The following is a 19,237-nucleotide window of genomic DNA, read 5'->3' as shown; positions in this document are numbered from 1 at the left end:
GTTGTTCCCTCGGACCTCACGGACACCAGGAATCCCGGCAGGACAATGCTGGACATCTCCTCACGAGTGCGTGTACATGTGGAGACACTGCTAGCGACGCAGAATGACATGGGGGTTTGCGATGCTTTTGAGCAGTACGTACCGGTTGGAAGGCCGGACACCATGAACGCTCCGCACCCTCCGAAAGTGGCTGGAATCGATTCAACGGTTCCGGCGCCCGCACACACTGTCGCGCCCGTCACGGCGGGTGCGTCCCCGGCCGCCCCCGCCCACCCCCCGACCCCTGCCGGTGCGGTGCTCCAGGACCGTCTCGCCGGCTGGGTCTCCGACCTCACCACCCTGCACGAGCTCACCGAACGACTGGCCCGCACGGCCACGCTCGACGAGGCGCTCCAGGAACTGCTGCGGGCCGGCGCCGCCCTGGTGGGCGCCCGGCGCGGCCTCCTCGTCCTCGAACCCGGCGACGGACTCGGCCCGGACACCACCATCGGCCTGGGCCTCGCCCGCGCCGACCTCGGCCACATCGAGACCGTGCCGCGCAGCGCCCTGTCCCACGGCCGGATCCTCGAGGGGCTGCCGGTCGGCGAGGGCGGTATCGCCGAACCCGACCTGTTCGCCGAGGAGGGGCTCGACCCCCGCCACCGCGCGGTCGCGGCCCGCCTCGGCTACGCCGCCAGCTACGCGCTCCCCCTGGCCACCGAAACCGCCGGCCGCCTCGGCGCCGCCGTGTGGCTCTACGACGAGCCCGCCGAGCCGGGCGACCGGCAGCGCCACCTCTCCGGCCTCTACGCGCGCTACGCCGCCGAGCACCTGGCCCGCCTCCTCGAACTGGAACGCACCCGCGCCTCCATGGCCACGATGTCGGACGAACTGCTGCCCGCGCGGCTGCCCCGGGTCGCCGGCGTCCAGCTCGCCGCCCGGCACCGCACCGGCCCGCGCGGCGGCGGCGACTGGTACGACGCTCTGCCGCTGCCCGACGCCGCCCTCGGCCTCGCCGTCGGATCCGTCACCGGTTCGGGCCCCAGCGCGGTCGCCGCGATGGGCCGGCTGCGGGCATCGCTGCGCGCGTACGCCGTGATGGAGGGGGAGGACCCGGTCGCCGTTCTGTCCGACCTGGAGCTGCTCCTGCGGCTGACCGAACCGGCCCGCTCGGCCACCGCCCTGTTCGGCTACTGCGAACCGGCCGCACGCAAGATCACGCTGGCCGGTGCCGGGCACAGCCCGCCGCTGCTGATCGGACAGCGCCGCACCGAGTACGTGGAGACCTCCGTCTCGGCCCCGCTGGGCATGCTCGCCTGCTGGGAGGCGCCCAGCGTGGAGATCCTCGCCGAGCCCGGAGAGACGGTTCTGCTCTACACCGACGGACTGCTGCACCACACCGGCGAGGCCACCGACCGCGCCTTCGCACGGCTGCACGCGGCGGCGGCCGGAGTCCCCCGGGCACTGCGCGGTGACCCCGGCGCGATCGCCGACCACGTCCTGCGGAGCGTGCTGCCGGACGGACTGGACGCGGCGGAGGGTGCGGAGGACGTCGTCCTGCTGGCGGTCCGGTTCGAGTAACGCTCCTCGTCATCGCCCTGGGGCCGCTTCCGCGCCGCCGTACAGTGGACGGTGGTCCAGTGCCGTATCGAGGAGGATGACCGTGGCCGAGGAGCTCACACCGGCAGCCGTTGATTCCGCTGCTGACGCAGCGGGCCCGGACGAGAGCGAAGAGCCGATCAAGCAGCGGAAGAACGGACTGTACCCGGGCGTGTCCGACGAACTGGCCGAGAACATGAAGAGCGGCTGGGCCGACACCGAGCTGCGCGACCTCGAGCCCATCCCCCAGGCCGCCGAGACCGCCGCCCGCCGGGCCGCGCTGTCCGCGCGCTTCCCGGGCGAGCGTCTGGTGATCCCCGCGGGCAACCTGAAGACCCGCTCGAACGACACCGAGTACGCCTTCCGCGCCTCCGTCGAGTACGCCTACCTCACCGGCAACCAGACCGAGGACGGCGTCCTGGTCCTCGAGCCCAAGGACGAGGGCCACGAGGCGACGATCTACCTCCTGCCGCGCTCCGACCGCGAGAACGGCGAGTTCTGGCTGGACGGCCAGGGCGAGCTGTGGGTCGGCCGCCGGCACTCCCTCACCGAGGCCGGGACGCTGTACGGCATCCCCGCCTCCGACGTGCGCGAGCTGGCCGGCGCCCTGCGCGAGGCCACCGGACCGGTGCGGGTCGTGCGCGGCCACGACGCCGGCATCGAGGCGGCACTGACCGACAAGGTCACCGCCGAGCGCGACGAGGAGCTGCGGGTCTTCCTCTCCGAGGCGCGACTGGTCAAGGACGAGTTCGAAATCGGCGAGCTGCAGAAGGCGGTCGACTCGACGGTGCGCGGCTTCGAGGACGTGGTGAAGGTCCTCGACAAGGCCGAGGCGACCTCCGAGCGGTACATCGAGGGCACGTTCTTCCTCCGCGCGCGCGTCGAGGGCAACGACGTCGGCTACGGCACGATCGCCGCCGCCGGCCCGCACGCCTGCACGCTGCACTGGGTGCGCAACGACGGGGCCGTGCGCTCGGGCGAGCTGCTGCTGCTCGACGCGGGTGTGGAGACGCACACGTACTACACGGCCGACGTGACGCGGACCCTGCCGGTCAACGGCCGGTTCGACGAGATCCAGCGCAAGATCTACGACGCCGTGTACGAGGCCCAGGAGGCCGGGATCGCGGCCGTGAAGCCGGGCGCCAAGTACCGGGACTTCCACGACGCCGCCCAGCGGGTACTGGCCGAGAAGCTGGTCGAGTGGGGCCTGGTCGAGGGGCCCGTGGAGCGGGTGCTGGAGCTGGGGCTTCAGCGGCGCTGGACGCTGCACGGGACCGGGCACATGCTCGGCATGGACGTGCACGACTGTGCGGCGGCGCGGGTCGAGGCGTACGTCGACGGTGTCCTCGAACCGGGGATGTGCCTGACCGTGGAGCCCGGGCTGTACTTCCAGGCCGATGACCTGACGGTGCCGGAGGAGTACCGGGGTATCGGTGTGCGGATCGAGGACGACATCCTCGTGACGGAGGACGGCAACCGGAATCTGAGTGCCGCGCTGCCGCGGCGTTCGGACGAGGTCGAGGCCTGGATGGCGTCCGTCAAGGGCTGACGGCGTCCAGGAACAAGGCGCCCGCCAGGAGGGCCCCGCTGCCGCTCGGGGCCCAGGCGCGGTCGGTGAGTCGGTGTCCAGGGCCGCCAGCGCCGCCGCACCGCGCTCCGTCGCCGTACCGCCCGCTTCCAGGACCCCGCGCGCTCCCGCCTGGACCTGCCGCAGGCCCTCGGGCCCGCCGTATGGAGCAGTTCCGTGTCCTGGAGTGTGGACATCACCGTGAGCAGGGCGTCCACCAGGCGGGCCTGGGGTTCGGTGACGCCCCGGTCGCGGGCCGTGGTGAGGGCGGCCAGGGCCCGCCGCACGTGGGGGAGGCCGGCCCTGGCCTCTCCTCTCGCGCCGGCCGCGCCGTGGCGGACCGACATCGTGGAACCGCGGGAGGGGCGGCGCGGCGCACGGCGGTCCGGGTGGGCGGCCGGCTGTTTCGCCGGGGCCGTGGTGTCGGCTGGCCCGGATCCCGGTCGCAGTGCCGCCGCCACCAGCAGGCCCAGCGGCCACAGGGCGCCCGGTGGCCGCCCTGCGTCAGTGCCACCGTGTGTTCCGTGGAGCGGCCGATCGCGCCCGGGTCCGCCCTGAGGGGTGGACCGGGCTCGCCCGTGCGGCGGGCCGTGGCGGCCATCGCCGTGAGGCCGGGGAGCAGTGCCCGGGCCGACCAGCGCAGGGGCGCTGTGGTCCCGGCGGGTGGCCCGGACCGTCAGGTCGCACGGGTCGGGAAGGCCCGGCTTGGGCGCCAGGGCCAGCCGGCCGACCAATGCGTCGACGGCGGCCCGGGCGAGCGCCTCGTCCTCGCGGCCGTTGCCGTGCCGCGTTCCCGTCATGGGACCGGGAACGCAGGGGCGCCACCCGTCAGGGGCATGAGGCCCGGCTGTGGGCGTCATGTGAACCGGCAGGGAGCGGAGCGTCCGACCGGTCGGTCAAGAAACAGCAGGTCAGCGGTAGTTGACGTGTGAGATCATGGCCGACCTTGCCGGTCCGACTCGGGGAACAGGCGCGATCATCATCATGAAGAACGTTCAGACGGCGCTGACCATGCAGGACGCCATCCTCACCCTGCAGAAGTACTGGAGCGACAACGGCTGCATGATCACGCAGCCGCTGAACACCGAGGTCGGAGCCGGTACGGCCAACCCGGCCACGGCACTGCGGGTACTCGGCCCCGAGCCGTGGAGCGTCGCCTACGTGGAGCCGAGCGTGCGGCCGGACGACTCGCGCTACGGCGAGAACCCCAACCGGCTCCAGACCCACACCCAGTTCCAGGTGATCCTCAAGCCCGACCCGGGCAACCCGCAGGAGCTGTATCTGGGCAGTCTCCGCGCCCTGGGTGTCGACCTGAACGCGCACGACGTGCGGTTCGTCGAGGACAACTGGGCCTCGCCCGCGCTCGGCGCCTGGGGGCTGGGCTGGGAGGTCTGGCTGGACGGCATGGAGATCACCCAGTTCACCTACTTCCAGCAGGTCGGCGGCGTCGCCCTGGACCCGGTGTCGGTGGAGATCACGTACGGCCTCGAACGCATCCTGATGAACCTTCAGGGCGTGTCCCACTTCAAGGACATCGCCTACGCGCCGGGCATCACGTACGGCGAGGTGTTCGGGCAGAACGAGTACGAGATGAGTCGCTACTACCTCGACGACGCCGACATCGACACCAACCACCGGCTGTTCGAGTCGTACGCCGCCGAGGCCAGGCGCCTGCTGGATCTGGAGCTGCCGGTCCCGGCGTACACGTACGTGCTCAAGTGCAGTCACACCTTCAACGTGCTTGACGCGCGCGGCGCGATCAGCACCACCGAGCGGGCCAAGGCCTTCTCGCTGATGCGCGGCCTGACGCACGAGACGGCCAAGCTGTGGGAACGGCGGCGGGCCGCGCTGGAGCATCCGCTCGGACTGGCAGCATGGCCCGCTCCGGCCGAGCGGGCCATGCTGCCCAAGGTGCCCGGCGTCGAGACGCTGCTGTTCGAGATCGGCGTGGAGGAACTGCCCTACGCCGACGTCCCCGCCACCACCGAAGCGGTGCGCGAGTCGGTCACCGCCAAGCTCGCCGCGACCCGGCTGGGGCACGGCGCGATCACCGTGATGGCCACGCCACGCCGGATCGTGATCACCGTCGACGGGGTGCAGCCGCGCGAGCGGGACACCATGCGGACGGTGCGCGGGCCCAAGGTCGCCGCCGCCTACAAGGACGGCGCGCCCACTCCCGCGCTCCTCGGCTTCGCGCGCAGCCAGGGCGCCGAACCGGCCGACGTGCGGGTCGTCGAGGCCAACGGGGTCGAGTACGTGGCGGTCACCCGGCACGAAGAGGGGCGCCCGGCCGTCGAGGTGCTCAGCGAGCTGCTGGCTGACGTCGTCTCCGGGCTGCGGGCCGGGCGCAACATGCGCTGGAGCGATCCCGGGCTGTCGTTCTCGCGCCCCGTGCGCTGGCTGCTCGCGCTGCTGGGCCGTACTCCCCTGCCCGTGGTGGTCTCCTCGCTGTCGTCCGGCGACACGACGCGGGTGCAGCGACAGGCTCCCTACCCGGAGGTCCGGGTGACCTCCGCCGAGGGCTATCCGCACTTCCTGCACATGCACGGCATCCTGCTCGACCGCGAGGCCCGGCGCGGCGCGGTCGTGCGCGGTGCCCTGGAGGCCGCCGCCGAGGTGGGCGGGCGCATCGACGTGGAGGGCCAGACCGGGCTGATCGACGAGATCACCGACATCCTGGAGTTCCCGTACGCCGTGCGGGGGTCGTTCGACGAGCGCTACCTCGAACTGCCCGCGAGCGTTCTGACCACCGTGATGCGCAAGCACCAGCGCTATCTGCCGGTGCTGGACGGCGAGCGGCTCATGCCGCACTTCGTGACCTTCGCCAACGCCCTGTGCGACGACGACGTGGTGCGGGCGGGCAACGAGGCGGTGCTGCGAGCCCGTTACGAGGACGCCGCGTTCTTCTGGCGGGCGGACCTGAAGGTGGCGCCGGAGGAGTTCCGGCGGCGGCTGGACAAGCTGACCTTCGAGGACCGGCTCGGTACGGTTGCCGACCGGGCCGTCCGGCTCGCCTCCCTCGCCCAGGACCTGGCCGGACGGGCCGGGCTTCCGAAGGAGTCGGTGGAGGTCGTGCGGCGGGCCGGTGCGCTGGCCAAGTTCGATCTGGCGTCGCAGATGGTGATCGAGTTCTCGGGGCTGGCCGGGGTCATGGCGGAGGAGTATGCCCGCCGGGCCGGCGAGTCCGCCGAGGTCGCCCGGGCGCTTGCCGAAATGGAGCTGCCCCGCTCCGCCGGTGGCGCCCTGCCGGCCGGGGACGCGGGGGCCGTACTGTCCCTGGCCGACCGGTTCGACCTGGTGACGGGCATGTTCCTGATCGGCGCCGCGCCGACCGGGAGTTCCGACCCGTACGGCGTGCGCAGAGCCGCGATCGGGCTGCTCAACGTATTGCGGAGCCTGCCCGCGGTGGCCGGGGTGCGGGTGAGCGAAGGGCTGCGCGCGGCGGCCGTACGGTACGCCGCGCAGGGCGTCGAGGTCCCCGCCGAGCGGGTCGCCGAGGCAGCCGAGCTCATCACCAGGCGCTATGAGCAGCAACTCACGGACGCGGGGCACGAACACCGGCTCGTCCAGGCCGTCCTGGTGTGGGCCGACCGGCCCGCCCATGGCGATCGCACGCTGGCCGCACTGGAGCGGCATGTCGGCAGCGAGGCGTTCGAGGCCCTCGCCGCCGCTTTCCAGCGGGTGGTGCGCATCCTGCCCGAGGGCGGTGTCGAGGCGGCGGACGTGTCCCTGCTGACCGCGCCCGCCGAACTGCGTCTCGCCGAGAGCGCGCAGGCCGTACGACAGGCGTTGCAGGGGCGGGAGGACGATCTAGGTGCGCTGATCGAGGTCTCCGCCCCGCTGGTTGCCGCGATCGGCGCCTTCTTCGACGAGGTGCTGGTGATGGACCCCGACCCGGCGGTCCGGGCAGCGCGGCTGGCGCTGCTGACGGAGGTGGCGGGGCTGGCGCGTACGACGCTGGACTGGGGCGCGCTGTAGGGCGGCCGGTCACGGTCGGTGTTTCACGTGAAACACCGACCCACGAGGGTCAGACCGCCATCAGCGGTGCGTCGGAGCGCCACTTCAGAACCTTGTCGAAGCTCACCACGGCTCCGCCCCGGCCCGGCTTGTTGCCGATGTGGACGTGGTCGGCGAGCTCCTCGATGAGACACAGTCCCCTGCCGTTCTCCGCGTCGGAGTGCGCGGGACGGATCGGCGGGCGGGACCGTCCGGCAGAGGCCGCGGGGAACCCCGGACCCGCGTCGGCGACCTCGATCCGGCACTTCTCGCCGTCGAGGTACGCGGTGACCCGGTAGGCCTCCGAACCGGGACCGCGCCCCGTGTCCCCGCCGTGCTCCACGGCGTTCGCGCACGCCTCGCTGAGGGCGACGGAGAGGTCGTAGGAGATGTCCGGGTCGACGCCCGCGGTCTCCATCGTGCCGATCAGCAGGCGGCGGGCGAGCGGCACGCTCGCAGCTTCGCGCCGCAGATGGAGTGACCACCAGATGCTCATGCTCCAGCCTCCTGGCTGCGGCTCGACATACCGTTACGTATTGCCCTGAGTGCCCGGGTGTAAGCGTGAAGTTGACGTGATGCCGCCCATACGGCGGATGCGCGCTGGTCCTGATCGGTGTATGTAGGGGCAGGCACAGGCGCATCCGAGGGCGCGCGGGACCAGAGCGTGACGTTCCGGTCGTACGGCATCTTGTGGACCTGCCGCACGGGGCCTGCGGATCCAGTGCGATGATGAGCCCGCCATGTCTGCCCCCCACACGCGCGCGACGCGCTCCGGACACACACTCCGGATCCTGCGGGCCGCGGTGTTCGCCGCGGTCTGCGTCGTGCTGGCCGGGGCAGGTCACGCGCTCGCCTCCTGCGACGCCATTCCGCTGTGGACGCTGGGCGCCGGGTTCCTCGGGGCGGCCCTGGTGGCGGCTCCGCTCGCCGGGCGCGTTCGCTCGCTGGCGGGGATCACGGCGCTGCTCGCGGTCGGCCAGACGGTGCTGCACACGCTGTTCGGCCTCGGCCAGCACGGTACGGCCGCCGTCACGTCCTCGGTGCCCGCGGGCGGGAGCGACGCCGCGCTGATCCAGCAGGCCGCGCGGTTCGTGTGCGGCACGACGGCGGCGGCGATCAGTCCGGCGCAGGCCCACAGGATCCTCACCGAAGCCCGGATCCAGCCGTCCACGGGGGCGCACACGCATCTGCCCGCGGATGCCGTGGCCGGGGCGCAGGCCTCCCTGTGGCCGTCCCTGCCGATGCTGCTCGGTCACGTCCTCGCGGCGCTCGCCGCCGGCTGGCTGCTGCGCCACGGCGACCTGGCCCTCCTGCGGCTCACCGAACTGTCGGCGCAGGGAGTCGCCGAGGGGGCGCTCGTGCGCTCACTGCGCGCTGCTCTCTCGCTGGTACGCGCCCTGCGCGCCGGACTCCCGGGAGCCCCGGAGGCCCGCCCGCACCCGGCGCACGCCGCGCGCCCCGCGCCCCCGATGCCCCGCACCATGGCGCTCCAGCACACGGTGATCCGGCGCGGCCCGCCGGCCACCACGGCTTCCGCGGCCGCACTCGTTCTCGCCGCCTGACGCGACGCGACCACCACCACTCCGCTCCCGCGGAAGAGGGGCCGCCGTCGTGCGGCACGCACGTGTGCGCGCACCCCTCCTTCCACATCCAGACCGACTCACAGCGGAGTGCTCCTTCCATGAAGGCTTCCCGTATCGTCGCGGCCGGTGCCGCCGCCGGTGTCACCGTTCTCGCCCTGTCCACCCCCGCTTTCGCGCACGTCAGCGTGCAGCCCGAGGGCACGGCCGCCAAGGGCGGCTACGCGGTCGTGAACTTCAAGGTTCCGAACGAGCGTGACGACGCCTCGACCACCAAGCTCGAGATCAACTTCCCCACCGACCACCCGCTGGCCTCCGTCATGCCGGAGCCCATGCCCGGCTGGAAGGTCCAGGTCACCACGTCCGAGCTGGACAAGCCGCTGGAGATGCACGGCAAGAAGATCACCGAGGCCGTCACCAAGGTCACCTGGACCGCCGACGGCAAGGGGATCGAGCCCGGGTACTTCGAGAAGTTCCCGCTCTCCGTCGGCCAGCTGCCCGAGGACACCGACGAGCTGGTCTTCAAGGCCCTGCAGACGTACTCCAACAAGGAGGTCGTCCGCTGGATCGAGGTGCCGCAGAAGGGTCAGGAGGAGCCTGACAACCCGGCCCCGGTGCTGGAGCTGTCCGCGGCCTCCGAGGACGGGCACCACGGCTCGGCGGCCGACGAGGACTCCGACGCCAAGTCGGCCGAGAAGGCCTCCGCCGACACCGCCGCCTCCGACTCCGCCTCCTCCGACGACACCGACACCACCGCCCGCGTCCTGGGCATCGTCGGCATCGTGGTCGGCGCGGCGGGTGTCGCCTACGGCGTGCTCGCCGGGCGTCGGCGCACCAGCGCCTGAGCCTGCTTCCGTTGACGGCGCGCACCGGATCCCCGCCTCGGGGCGGGACACCCCGGTGCGCGCCGGGTCACCGACATCTGGGACATTTTTCTATGCGCACCAAGACCTTCGCCGCGGCCGCACTGCTCGCCGCCGCCTCCCTGACCCTGACCGCCTGCGGCAACGGCGACAGCAACAAGCCCGTCGCCGTGGTGTCGGAGGAGGCCGGTGCCGACAAGGCCGCCACCGTCCTCGACAAGCCGTTCGAGAAGCCGGACCTGGTCCTCACCGACACGCACGGCAAGAAGTACGACCTCCGCAAGGAGACCGCGGGCAAGCCCACGCTGATCTACTTCGGCTACACCCACTGCCCCGACGTCTGCCCACTGACGATGAACAACATCGCCGTCGCCAAGAAGCAGCTGCCCAAGGCCGAGCAGGACGAGCTGCGCGTGGTGTTCGTCACCACCGATCCCCAGCGCGACACCTCGGCCGAACTCGGCAAGTGGCTCAAGGGCATCGACACCCGGTTCGTCGGCCTCACCGGCGACTTCGCGACCATCCAGGCCGGCGCACGCACCCTCGGCATCTCCATCGAGCCGACGCGGAAGGACAAGAACGGCAAGCGCGTCTCCGAGCACGGCACCCAGGTGATCGCGTTCTCCCCGAAGACCGACGGCGGCTATGTGCTCTACGGCGAGGACGCGAGCGTCGACGACTACATCAAGGACCTTCCCAAGATCGTCAAGGGGGAGAAGCCGTGAGGCGACGGCTCGGCCCAGCGGCCCTCGTCATAGCCGGAGCACTGGCCCTGGCGGGCTGCGGCGGCTCGGACTCCAGCGATGAGAGCGACTCGGGGAAGGCGGAACTCTCCGTCGGCTCCGCGTACATGCCGCAGCCGGTGTCCGACGACATGGCGGCCGGCTTCCTCACCGTCACCAACAAGGGCGGTGCCGCCGACGCGCTGACCTCGGTCACCAGCGACATCGCCGGGCAGGTCACCGTGCACCAGACCGTCGACGGGGCGATGCAGGAGGTCAAGAGCCTGAAAGTCCCCGCGGGCGGGCGGCTGGAGCTGAAGAGCGGCGCCGACCACCTGATGTTCGAACAGCTCAAGCGCAAGCCGAAGGAAGGTCAGACGGTCTCCGTCGAGCTGCACTTCGCCCACTCCGGCCCCGTGAAGGTCGAGATGCCGGTGAAGCCTGCGACCTACACCCCGAAGACCGGACACTGAGGGAGGGACCACTGTGACGCAGACCATCGCCCCCCGCGTCCGGACACTGGTGCTGCTGCTCCTGGCCGCGGCCTGCGCACTCCTGGCCGGGGCCGGCCCGGCCTCCGCGCACGCCGCTGTGACCGGCAGCGACCCCGGGCAGGGGGCGGTGGTCGACAAGGCCCCGGCCCGGATCTCGCTCACCTTCTCCGAGCAGGTCGCGCTGTCCGACGACTCGCTGCGCGTGCTCGACCCCGACGGCAAGCGCGTCGACACGGGCAAACCGGCCAACGTCAGCGGCACGACGTACGCCGTGCCCCTGCACCCGGGCCTGCCCGACGGCACGTACACCGTGGCCTACCAGGTCGTCTCGGCGGACAGCCATCCCGTCGCCGGCGCCTACACGTTCTCCATCGGCGCCCCCTCCAAGACGTCCGTGTCGGTTGCCGGGCAGTCGGCCGACGACGGGGTCGTGGGCTGGCTGTACGGCTTCGGGCGATACGTCTCGTACACCGGGTTCATCGTGATGGCCGGTGGCGCCGCCTTCGTGCTCGCCTGCTGGCGGCGCGGTGCCGGGGTGCGGCCGGTGCAGCGGTTCGTCGTCTCCGGGTGGGTCGCGCTGACCGCGGCGACCCTCGCCCTCCTGCTCCTGCGCGGCTCCTTCACCGGTTCCGGGAAGGTCACCGACATCTTCGACCTGTCCCTGCTCGGACAGGTGCTCCAGACCAAGACCGGCGCGGCCCTGGTGTCCCGGCTGCTGCTGCTCGCCGCGGCGGCCCTGTTCATCGCCGTGCTGTTCGGGGCCTATGCCCGCCCGTCTCCCACCACCACCCTGAACGGCGGCGCTACGCGCCGACAGCCTGATCCAAGTGAGGACGCCCAGGAGAAGCGGGACCTCACCTTCGGGCTCTCGATCGGCGGCGTCGTCGTGGCGGCCGGGCTCGCGGCGAGCTGGGCGATGTCCGAGCACGCCTCGGTCGGCCTCCAGGCGGGCATCGCCATGCCGGTGGACGTGCTCCATCTGCTGGCCGTGGCCGCCTGGCTCGGCGGACTGGGCGCGCTGCTGGCCGCCCTGTACCGCGCCCCCGCCGACACGCCCGTCGACGCCCCGGCCGTACGCCGCTTCTCCCAGGTCGCCTTCGGCAGCGTCCTCGCCCTGATCGCGACCGGGACGTACCAGTCCTGGCGCCAGCTCGGCTCCTGGTCGGCCTTCACCGGCACCCGCTACGGCCAGCTCCTCCTGGCCAAGATCGCCCTCGTGGCCGTCCTGGTCGGCGTCGCGTGGATCTCGCGCCGGTGGACGGGACGGCTCGCGGAGACGGTCCCGGTGGAGGCATCGGCGGTACGGGAGAAGGAGCGGGTCGGCGCGGGGGCGGATGCCGCCGGGGACGTGGACGCCACTGCCACCGGCCCGGGGGACGACTCCGGTGAGGGCGAAAGTGACGGTGATGGCGGCAGTGACACCGGCACCGGCCCAGACCCCGACGAGCGGCAGTCCGACTCCGAGCCCGCCGACGCCGAACGTGCCGCGCAGCTCGCCCGGCAGCAGGCCGCCCGGGACGCCGCACGGCAGAAGCGGATGCGGGACGCGGACCCGAACCTCTTCGGGCTGCGGCGCTCCGTCCTGGCCGAGGCCGGCATCGCGGTCGTGCTGCTCGCCGTCACCACCGTACTGACGCAGACCGAGCCGGGACGCACCGAGCAGGAGGCCAAGGCGGCCACCTCGTCCTCCGCATCCCCCTCCACCGACACGGGCGCCTCCGGGGCGCTGACCCTGAACATGCCGTTCGACACCGGCGGCGAGGACGGCAAGGGCATCGTCACCATCGACATCGACCCCGCACGCGTCGGCGACAACGAGATGCACGTCTACGTGGAGCGGCCCAACGGCCGGGCCTTCGACATCCCCGAGGTGAAGGTCGAGTTCACCCTCGAAGCCAAGGACATCGGGCCCCTGCCCGTCGTCCCCGACCACATCGCTACCGGACACTGGTCGGCGAACGGAGTGCAGATCCCCATGGCCGGCGACTGGCAGGTCGACGTGACCGTGCGGACCTCCGACATCGACGAGGTGACCGTCACCAAGAACGCGCAGATCGGCTGAAAGACCATGCCTGACCAGTTCCTTCCGAAAGCCCGCACCTCCGAGGTCACCACAGGGGAGAGCGAAGCGGCCCCCGTCCACGAGGGCATCTCACGACGGCGGCTGCTCGGCACCGCCGGTGCCACCGGTCTCGTCCTCGGCACGACGGGCGCCGCCGTGGGATACGCCGCCGCTCCCTCCGAGGCCGCCGCTCCCCTCACCTCGCTCGGCACGGACCGGGCGATGTTTCACGGGAAACATCAGCCCGGCATCACCGACGGCCTCCAGGCACGCGGCCACGTCGTCGCCTTCGACCTGTCGGCCGGAGCCGGACGCAAGGAGGCCGCCGCCCTGCTCCGTCGCTGGTCGGAGACGGCACGGCGGCTGATGGCGGGCGAGCCGAGTGCCCACGGCGACACCGACGTGGCCCGCGACGCCGGACCCTCGTCACTGACGATCACCTTCGGCTTCGGTCACAGCTTCTTCGCCAGAACGGGCCTGGAGAAGCAACGTCCCACCGCCCTGGACCCGCTGCCCGAGTTCTCCTCCGACCACCTCGACAAGAACCGCAGCAACGGCGACCTCTGGGTGCAGATCGGCGCCAACGACGCCCTGGTCGCCTTCCACGCCCTGCGCGCGATCCAGAAGGACGCGGGCCGGGCCGCCGGGGTGCGGTGGCAGATGAACGGCTTCAACCGCTCACCGGGCGCCACCTCCCATCCCATGACCGCCCGCAACCTGATGGGCCAGATCGACGGCACCCGCAATCCGAAGCCGAGCGAAACCGACTTCGACCAGCGCATCTTCGTCCCCGAGAAGGGCGAACCGGCCTGGATGGCGAACGGCTCCTACGCCGTCGTACGCCGGATCCGCATGCTCCTCGACGACTGGGAGAAGCTCTCCGTCAAAGCTCAGGAGGACGTGATCGGGCGCCGCAAGTCCGACGGGGCGGCGCTGTCCGGGGGCACGGAGACGACCGCGATGGACCTGGAGAAGACCGACGCCAAGGGCAACCTGGTCGTCCCGATCAACGCACACGCCCGCATCACACGGCCCGACCAGAACGGCGGCGCGGCGATGCTCCGCCGCCCGTTCTCCTTCCACGACGGCATCGGCACCGACGGGGTGCCCGACGCGGGGCTGCTCTTCATCTGCTGGCAGGCCGACCCGCTGCGCGGCTTCGTGCCGGTGCAGCGCAAGCTCGACCGGGGCGACGCCCTGTCACAGTTCATCCGGCACGAGTCGAGCGGGCTGTTCGCGGTGCCGGGCGGGGCCGCGGAGGGCGAATACGTGGGGCAGAAGTTGCTGGAGGGGTGAGACTTCATCCCTGTGCGGGCTTGTGGGGGATAGCGCTTCCGTGGGCCCATTAGGGTGAGGTCATGCCAGCGAGCTATGCGTATCTCGGCCCCGAGGGCACCTTCACCGAAGTCGCCCTGCGCACGCTTCCCGAGGCCGCCACCCGGGAGCTGATCCCGTACGTGTCCGTCCAGTCCGCGCTCGACGCGGTACGGGCCGGCGAGGCCGAAGCCGCGTTCGTGCCGATCGAGAACTCCGTCGAGGGCGGCATCACCACCACCCTCGACGAGCTGGTCGCCGGCGCTCCGCTGATGATCTATCGCGAGGTGCTGCTGTCGATCACCTTCGCACTGCTGGTCCGCCCCGGCACGAAGCTGTCGGACATCAAGACCGTCTCCGCCCACCCGGCCGCGCAGCCGCAGGTGCGCAACTGGCTGAAGAAGCACCTCCCGGACGCGCACTGGGAGTCGGCCGCCTCGAACGCGGATGCCGCCCGGTTGGTCCAGGAGGGCCAGTACGACGCCGCCTTCGCCGGTGAGTTCGCGGCTGCCCGCTACGGCCTGGAGGCCCTGGAGACCGGGATCCACGACGCGGAGAACGCCCAGACGCGGTTCGTCCTGGTCGGCCGGCCCGCCCGGCCCGCGGCGCCGACCGGCGCGGACAAGACGTCGATCGTGCTGTGGCAGCGCGACGACCACCCCGGCGGCCTGCGCGACCTGCTCGGCGAGTTCGCCACCCGCGGTATCAACCTGATGCTGCTCCAGTCCCGGCCCACCGGTGCGGGCATCGGCAACTACTGCTTCTGCATCGACGCCGAGGGCCACATCTCCGACCGCCGGGTGGCCGACGCCCTGATGGGCCTGAAGCGGATCTGCCTCCAGGTGCGCTACCTCGGCTCCTACCCGCGTGCGGACATGCAGCCGGGGGATGTGCAGCCGCCACGGCTGGGGACCTCCGACGAGGAGTTCGCGGGGGCGGCGGACTGGGTCGCGCGGTGCCAGGACGGCCGTTTCTAGGCCCGTCGTACCTGCTGATATTCGTTGTCCACAGAAGTTATCCACAGGTCCGCTTCTCGACCTGGGGACAAGTCGACAACGAACCATGAGTCAGTCGACAAATCACCCTACGGACCCCCGATGCGTCCATCGACGGGCAGGTCACCCTTCGTCCACTGTTTCCCCTTGCGTAACTCTTCGGGGTGACCTCTTTCTACTCGAAAGTGAGGGTAAAGCGGGTTTGCGCGGGGAATTCGTGGGGGTGATCGAGCCTTCCGGAGTGATCAATTCCGGAGTCCACAGATCTTCCACACAGCCTGTGGATAACTTTTCTGGGCGCGTGGATCCCTGTGGACAACTCACGCCCAAGTTCCGCTCCCCGCAAGGGATTCACGTCAACTCGGCGCCCTTCGGATGCCTCGCGCCAGGGACGACGGGCCGCTTCATTGACACCGCACGTCATTCGCACATAACGGTATGTATGCCGCGGCGGTCATAGTGAGTCGTGGGCGGTCAGCCCACACCGGTAGCCTTGAGCGCGTGATTGACCTTCGCCTGCTCCGTGAGGACCCCGACCGTGTGCGTGCGTCGCAGCGCGCCCGTGGAGAGGACGTCGCGCTCGTCGACTCCCTCCTGTCTGCCGACGAGCGGCGCAGGTCGTCCGGCGTCCGCTTCGACGAGCTGCGCGCCGAGCAGAAGGCACTCGGCAAGCTCATCCCCAAGGCGAGCGGGGACGAGAAGGCCGAGCTGCTGAAGAAGGCGAGCCAGCTCGCCGCCGACGTCAAGGCGGCCGACGCGGACCGCGACGCGGCGGCGACCGAGACCCAGGAGCTGCTCCAGAGGCTCGGCAACCTCGTCCACCCGGACGTGCCCGTGGGCGGCGAAGAGGACTTCGTCACCCTCGAGACGCACGGCACGATCCGCGACTTCACCGCAGAGGGCTTCGAGCCCAAGGACCACCTGGCGCTCGGCCAGATCCTCGGCGCGATCGACGTCGAGCGCGGCGCGAAGGTCTCCGGTTCGCGCTTCTACTTCCTGACGGGCGTGGGCGCACTCCTGGAGCTCGCCCTGGTGAACGCGGCGATGGCGCAGGCCACCGCGGCCGGCTTCACCCCGATGCTGACCCCGGCGCTGGTCCGCCCCCAGTCGATGGCGGGCACGGGCTTCCTCGGCCAGGCCGCGCAGGACGTCTACCACCTCGCCGACGACGACCTCTACCTGGTCGGCACGTCCGAGGTGCCGCTCGCGGCGTACCACATGGACGAGATCCTCGACGCCGACCGCCTCCCCCTGCGCTACGCGGGCTTCTCGCCCTGCTTCCGCCGCGAGGCCGGCTCGCACGGCAAGGACACCCGGGGCATCTTCCGCGTGCACCAGTTCGACAAGGTCGAGATGTTCTCCTACGTCGCTCCCGAGGACTCGCAGGCCGAGCACCAGCGCCTGCTGGAATGGGAGAAGCAGTGGCTGACCTCGCTGGAGCTGCCGTACCGCGTGATCGACGTGGCGAGCGCCGACCTGGGCTCCTCGGCCTCCCGCAAGTTCGACTGCGAGGCGTGGATCCCGACCCAGGGCAAGTACCGCGAGCTGACCTCGACCTCGGACTGCACCGAGTTCCAGTCCCGCCGCCTGTCGATCCGTGTCCGTGAGGGCAAGCAGGTCCGCCCGCTCGCCACGCTCAACGGCACGCTGTGCGCCGTCCCGCGCACGATCGTGGCGATCCTGGAGAACCACCAGCAGGCCGACGGTTCGGTGCGCGTGCCCGAGGTGCTGCGCCCGTACCTGGGCGGCCGGGAGGTCCTGGAGCCGGTGGCCAAGTGAGCGACACGGCTTCCCCGGGCGGCTTCCCGTACCGGCTCGTCGCCACCGATCTCGACGGGACGCTGCTGCGCTCCGACGAGACGGTGTCGCCGCGCACCCGTGACGCGCTCGCCGCGGCCACCGCGGCGGGCGCCGCGCACATCGTCGTCACCGGCCGCGCGGTTCCGTGGACCCGGCACATCCTCGACGAACTCGGCTACCAGGGCCTGGCGGTCTGCGGCCAGGGCGCGCAGGTCTACGACGCCGGCGCGCACCGCCTGCTGACGTCGGTGACGCTGGACCGGCAGCTGGCCGGGGTGGCGCTGGCCAAGATCGAGGCGGAGGTCGGCCCGCTGTACCTGGCGGCGAGCCGCGACGGCCTCGACGGCGCGGTGCTGGTCGGCCCGGGCTACGCGGTCCAGGGCACCCTGCCTGCCACGCCCTTCACGGACGCGTCGGATCTGTGGTCGGCGCCCCTGAACAAGCTGTACATCCAGCACCCGACGCTGACCGACGACGAGCTCTGCGAGGCGGCGACGCGGACCGCCGGCGGTTTCGTCACCGTCACGATGGCGGGTGAGGGCATCGTCGAGCTCCTCCCCCTGGGCCTGTCCAAGGCGACGGGCCTGTCCCTGGCGGCCCGCCGGCTCGGTATGAAGGCGGCCGACACGATCGCCTTCGGGGACATGCCCAACGACATACCGATGTTCGCCTGGGCTTCCTACGGCGTCGCCATGGCGGACGCCCACGAGGAACTGAAGGCGGTGGCCGACGAGGTGACGTCCTCTCACGACGAGGACGGCATCGCGGTGGTGCTGGAGCGCTTGCTGGGCTGAGCGTCGGGCCTGTCGCCCGTCGCGGGATGGTGCTCGGCGGAGGATGCACGAATCGAACGTGCGCGGGCTTTTCAGGCCCGACCTTGGCTTAGCAAGCCAGTGCCTTACCACTCGGCCAATCCTCCGGGTGGGCGACCCACGCGATGTGCGACTCGCGTGCTCGAAGCGGCCGCCCCGGGCAGCTCCCCGTGTGGGGCGGGTTCCACGGAGGGTAGTGACTACTCCGGATCCCGCCGCGGGCTGCCCTGAAGGGAGCTGGACGTACTGCCGTGCATGGACATCGTCCCGCTCCTCTCCCAGACCGTGGCGCCGGGCTCCTGGCCCGGCCGTGACGACAACCACTCTGCCCTCAGGGCGATGGGGACGCCACCGATTAAATCGGCGGTCCGACCGGCGGCGGTCCGGCTACTTCCTGCGCCACCTGCGCCGCCGGGCCTTGCTGAAGAACCAGCCCGCGGGCGGCTCGTCGGAGCGCCAGGGCTGCGGCTCCGGTTCCTCGCGGCGCCACTTCGCGGCGAGCATCCGGGCACGGGCGGACGGCTCGGAGGCCCCGGCGGAGCGTATGAAGTCCTCGTCCAGTACGACACCGTCGAGGTCGCCCCGGGTTTCGTCTCCGCGGTCGTCGTACTGAGCCCTCTCGCCCGCCATCGCCGCCCCTCCCAGCCGTCCAACTCCCGTTGTGTTTCCTTACAGTCCGTCCGCCCAGTGTGCCCTGGCAGAGGTGAAGCCTCCGTCAAGGCCGGGGCACGTCACTCCTCGCCGGCGAGTGTCAGGGAGCGCAGCTTCTGTCCGGCGAACCAGGTGGCCAGCACCGTGACGGCCACCAGCAGGACCGTCGCCGTGGTCAGGCCCACGTCCGAGGAGACCAGGTCCCCACCGGACACCTTCTGGGCCACCGCCAGCGACCACTGCTGGACGCTCAGCGTGCGCGCCCCCGGCACCAGGGAGCCGAACAGGGCCTCCCAGACCAGCGCGTAGACGAGACCGAACACCACCGCGTGCCGGGAGACCGTACCCAGCAGCAGGAACAGTGCCGCGTACGCGATGGACGCGACCAGTGCGGCCACGGTGTAGGCGACGGCGACCTGCTGTCCGTTGCCGTTCAGGACGAATCCGGCGATGAGCGTCGGCACCGCGGAGAACACCATGGTCACCGCGATCGCGACGATCAGCTTGGTGAAGATGATGGACGGCCGCTTGATCGGTTTGGACAGCAGGTAGACCACCGAGCCGTCGTCGATCTCCGGGCCGATCGCGCCCGTTCCGGCGATGACGCCGATGATCGGCACCATCGTGGCGAGGGCGAGTCCGCCCAGCAGGTCGGACGCCGTCTGGTCGTCCGCCCCGGCCAGGCCGCGCACCGCCACGGCGATCACGATCAGCAGCAGGGGCAGAGCGCCCAGGATGAGGGCCCGGCGCCGGCCGAGCAGGGCCCGGTAGGTGAGCCGGGCGACTGTGGGGTCGTACATCAG

At 71.5% G+C, this 19,237-nt stretch carries 15 protein-coding genes, 1 tRNA gene and 1 pseudogene; 12 read left to right on the top strand and 5 right to left on the bottom strand.

Going from position 1 to position 19,237, the window contains the following annotated elements:
* Nucleotides 1–45 precede the first annotated feature (45 nt).
* Nucleotides 46–1,560, top strand: coding sequence for a PP2C family protein-serine/threonine phosphatase (locus ACFU3E_RS06195; protein WP_384152785.1), 1,515 nt, complete (start codon nt 46–48; stop codon nt 1,558–1,560).
* An 82-nt stretch (nt 1,561–1,642) separates the two neighbouring features.
* Complete coding sequence (locus ACFU3E_RS06190; RefSeq protein ID WP_384152782.1) at nt 1,643–3,127, top strand: aminopeptidase P family protein; 1,485 nt, start codon at nt 1,643–1,645, stop codon at nt 3,125–3,127.
* Here ACFU3E_RS06190 and ACFU3E_RS06185 read toward each other — a convergent pair.
* Nucleotides 3,117–3,945 (bottom strand): annotated as a pseudogene (locus ACFU3E_RS06185) (triphosphoribosyl-dephospho-CoA synthase). The gene ACFU3E_RS06190 and the pseudogene ACFU3E_RS06185 overlap by 11 nt on opposite strands.
* A 184-nt stretch (nt 3,946–4,129) precedes the next feature.
* On the opposite strand from ACFU3E_RS06185, the gene ACFU3E_RS06180 reads away from it, so the two are divergent.
* Complete coding sequence (locus tag ACFU3E_RS06180) at nt 4,130–7,123, top strand: glycine--tRNA ligase (RefSeq protein WP_384152779.1); 2,994 nt, start codon at nt 4,130–4,132, stop codon at nt 7,121–7,123.
* 49 nt (nt 7,124–7,172) lie between these two features.
* Here ACFU3E_RS06180 and ACFU3E_RS06175 read toward each other — a convergent pair whose 3' ends face one another.
* Nucleotides 7,173–7,637 carry an ATP-binding protein gene (locus ACFU3E_RS06175; RefSeq protein ID WP_384152777.1) on the bottom strand — a complete coding sequence of 155 codons (465 nt, stop codon included), beginning with the start codon at nt 7,635–7,637 and terminating at the stop codon, nt 7,173–7,175.
* A gap of 244 nt (nt 7,638–7,881) precedes the next feature.
* Between ACFU3E_RS06175 and ACFU3E_RS06170 the strand changes: the two genes are divergently transcribed.
* The 9 genes from ACFU3E_RS06170 to ACFU3E_RS06130 all read left to right on the top strand — a co-directional run bounded on the left by ACFU3E_RS06170 (nt 7,882) and on the right by ACFU3E_RS06130 (nt 17,765).
* Nucleotides 7,882–8,703 carry a hypothetical protein gene (locus ACFU3E_RS06170; RefSeq protein ID WP_384152774.1) on the top strand — a complete coding sequence of 274 codons (822 nt, stop codon included), beginning with the start codon at nt 7,882–7,884 and terminating at the stop codon, nt 8,701–8,703.
* A 119-nt stretch (nt 8,704–8,822) separates the two neighbouring features.
* Nucleotides 8,823–9,566 carry a YcnI family protein gene (locus ACFU3E_RS06165; RefSeq protein ID WP_384152772.1) on the top strand — a complete coding sequence of 248 codons (744 nt, stop codon included), beginning with the start codon at nt 8,823–8,825 and terminating at the stop codon, nt 9,564–9,566.
* A 92-nt stretch (nt 9,567–9,658) separates the two neighbouring features.
* On the top strand, nt 9,659–10,309 hold the full coding sequence (locus tag ACFU3E_RS06160) for an SCO family protein (protein WP_384152769.1): 651 nt from the start codon (nt 9,659–9,661) through the stop codon (nt 10,307–10,309).
* Nucleotides 10,306–10,779 carry a copper chaperone PCu(A)C gene (locus tag ACFU3E_RS06155; RefSeq protein ID WP_384152766.1) on the top strand — a complete coding sequence of 158 codons (474 nt, stop codon included), beginning with the start codon at nt 10,306–10,308 and terminating at the stop codon, nt 10,777–10,779. The genes ACFU3E_RS06160 and ACFU3E_RS06155 overlap by 4 nt, the downstream gene beginning before the upstream one ends.
* 13 nt (nt 10,780–10,792) lie before the next feature.
* A complete protein-coding gene (locus ACFU3E_RS06150) occupies nt 10,793–12,862 on the top strand; it encodes a copper resistance CopC/CopD family protein (RefSeq protein WP_384152764.1) in 2,070 nt (689 codons plus the stop codon).
* Nucleotides 12,863–12,868: 6 nt separating this feature from the next.
* Entirely contained in the window at nt 12,869–14,158 is a 1,290-nt protein-coding gene (gene efeB, locus ACFU3E_RS06145) for an iron uptake transporter deferrochelatase/peroxidase subunit (protein ID WP_384152761.1), read from the top strand.
* Between the two features lie 62 nt (nt 14,159–14,220).
* Nucleotides 14,221–15,153 carry a prephenate dehydratase gene (pheA, locus tag ACFU3E_RS06140; RefSeq protein WP_384152758.1) on the top strand — a complete coding sequence of 311 codons (933 nt, stop codon included), beginning with the start codon at nt 14,221–14,223 and terminating at the stop codon, nt 15,151–15,153.
* 519 nt (nt 15,154–15,672) lie between these two features.
* The gene (gene serS / locus ACFU3E_RS06135) at nt 15,673–16,950 is read left to right on the top strand and encodes a serine--tRNA ligase (protein ID WP_384152755.1); all 1,278 of its coding nucleotides are present in this window, start codon (nt 15,673–15,675) and stop codon (nt 16,948–16,950) included.
* Complete coding sequence (locus ACFU3E_RS06130; RefSeq protein WP_384152752.1) at nt 16,947–17,765, top strand: HAD family hydrolase; 819 nt, start codon at nt 16,947–16,949, stop codon at nt 17,763–17,765. The genes serS and ACFU3E_RS06130 overlap by 4 nt, the downstream gene beginning before the upstream one ends.
* Nucleotides 17,766–17,802: 37 nt before the next feature.
* Here ACFU3E_RS06130 and ACFU3E_RS06125 read toward each other — a convergent pair.
* The 3 genes from ACFU3E_RS06125 to ACFU3E_RS06115 all read right to left on the bottom strand — a co-directional run bounded on the left by ACFU3E_RS06125 (nt 17,803) and on the right by ACFU3E_RS06115 (nt 19,234).
* Nucleotides 17,803–17,890, bottom strand: a tRNA-Ser gene (locus tag ACFU3E_RS06125).
* A gap of 280 nt (nt 17,891–18,170) precedes the next feature.
* Nucleotides 18,171–18,413, bottom strand: coding sequence for a hypothetical protein (locus ACFU3E_RS06120; RefSeq protein ID WP_384152749.1), 243 nt, complete (start codon nt 18,411–18,413; stop codon nt 18,171–18,173).
* Between the two features lie 101 nt (nt 18,414–18,514).
* A complete protein-coding gene (locus ACFU3E_RS06115; protein ID WP_384152746.1) occupies nt 18,515–19,234 on the bottom strand; it encodes an ABC transporter permease subunit in 720 nt (239 codons plus the stop codon).
* Nucleotides 19,235–19,237 lie beyond the last annotated feature (3 nt).

The sequence above is a fragment of the Streptomyces sp. NPDC057424 genome, from assembly GCF_042803315.1.
Classification (GTDB): Bacteria; Actinomycetota; Actinomycetes; order Streptomycetales; family Streptomycetaceae; genus Streptomyces.
This window is presented reverse-complemented; position numbering and strand designations above follow the sequence as displayed.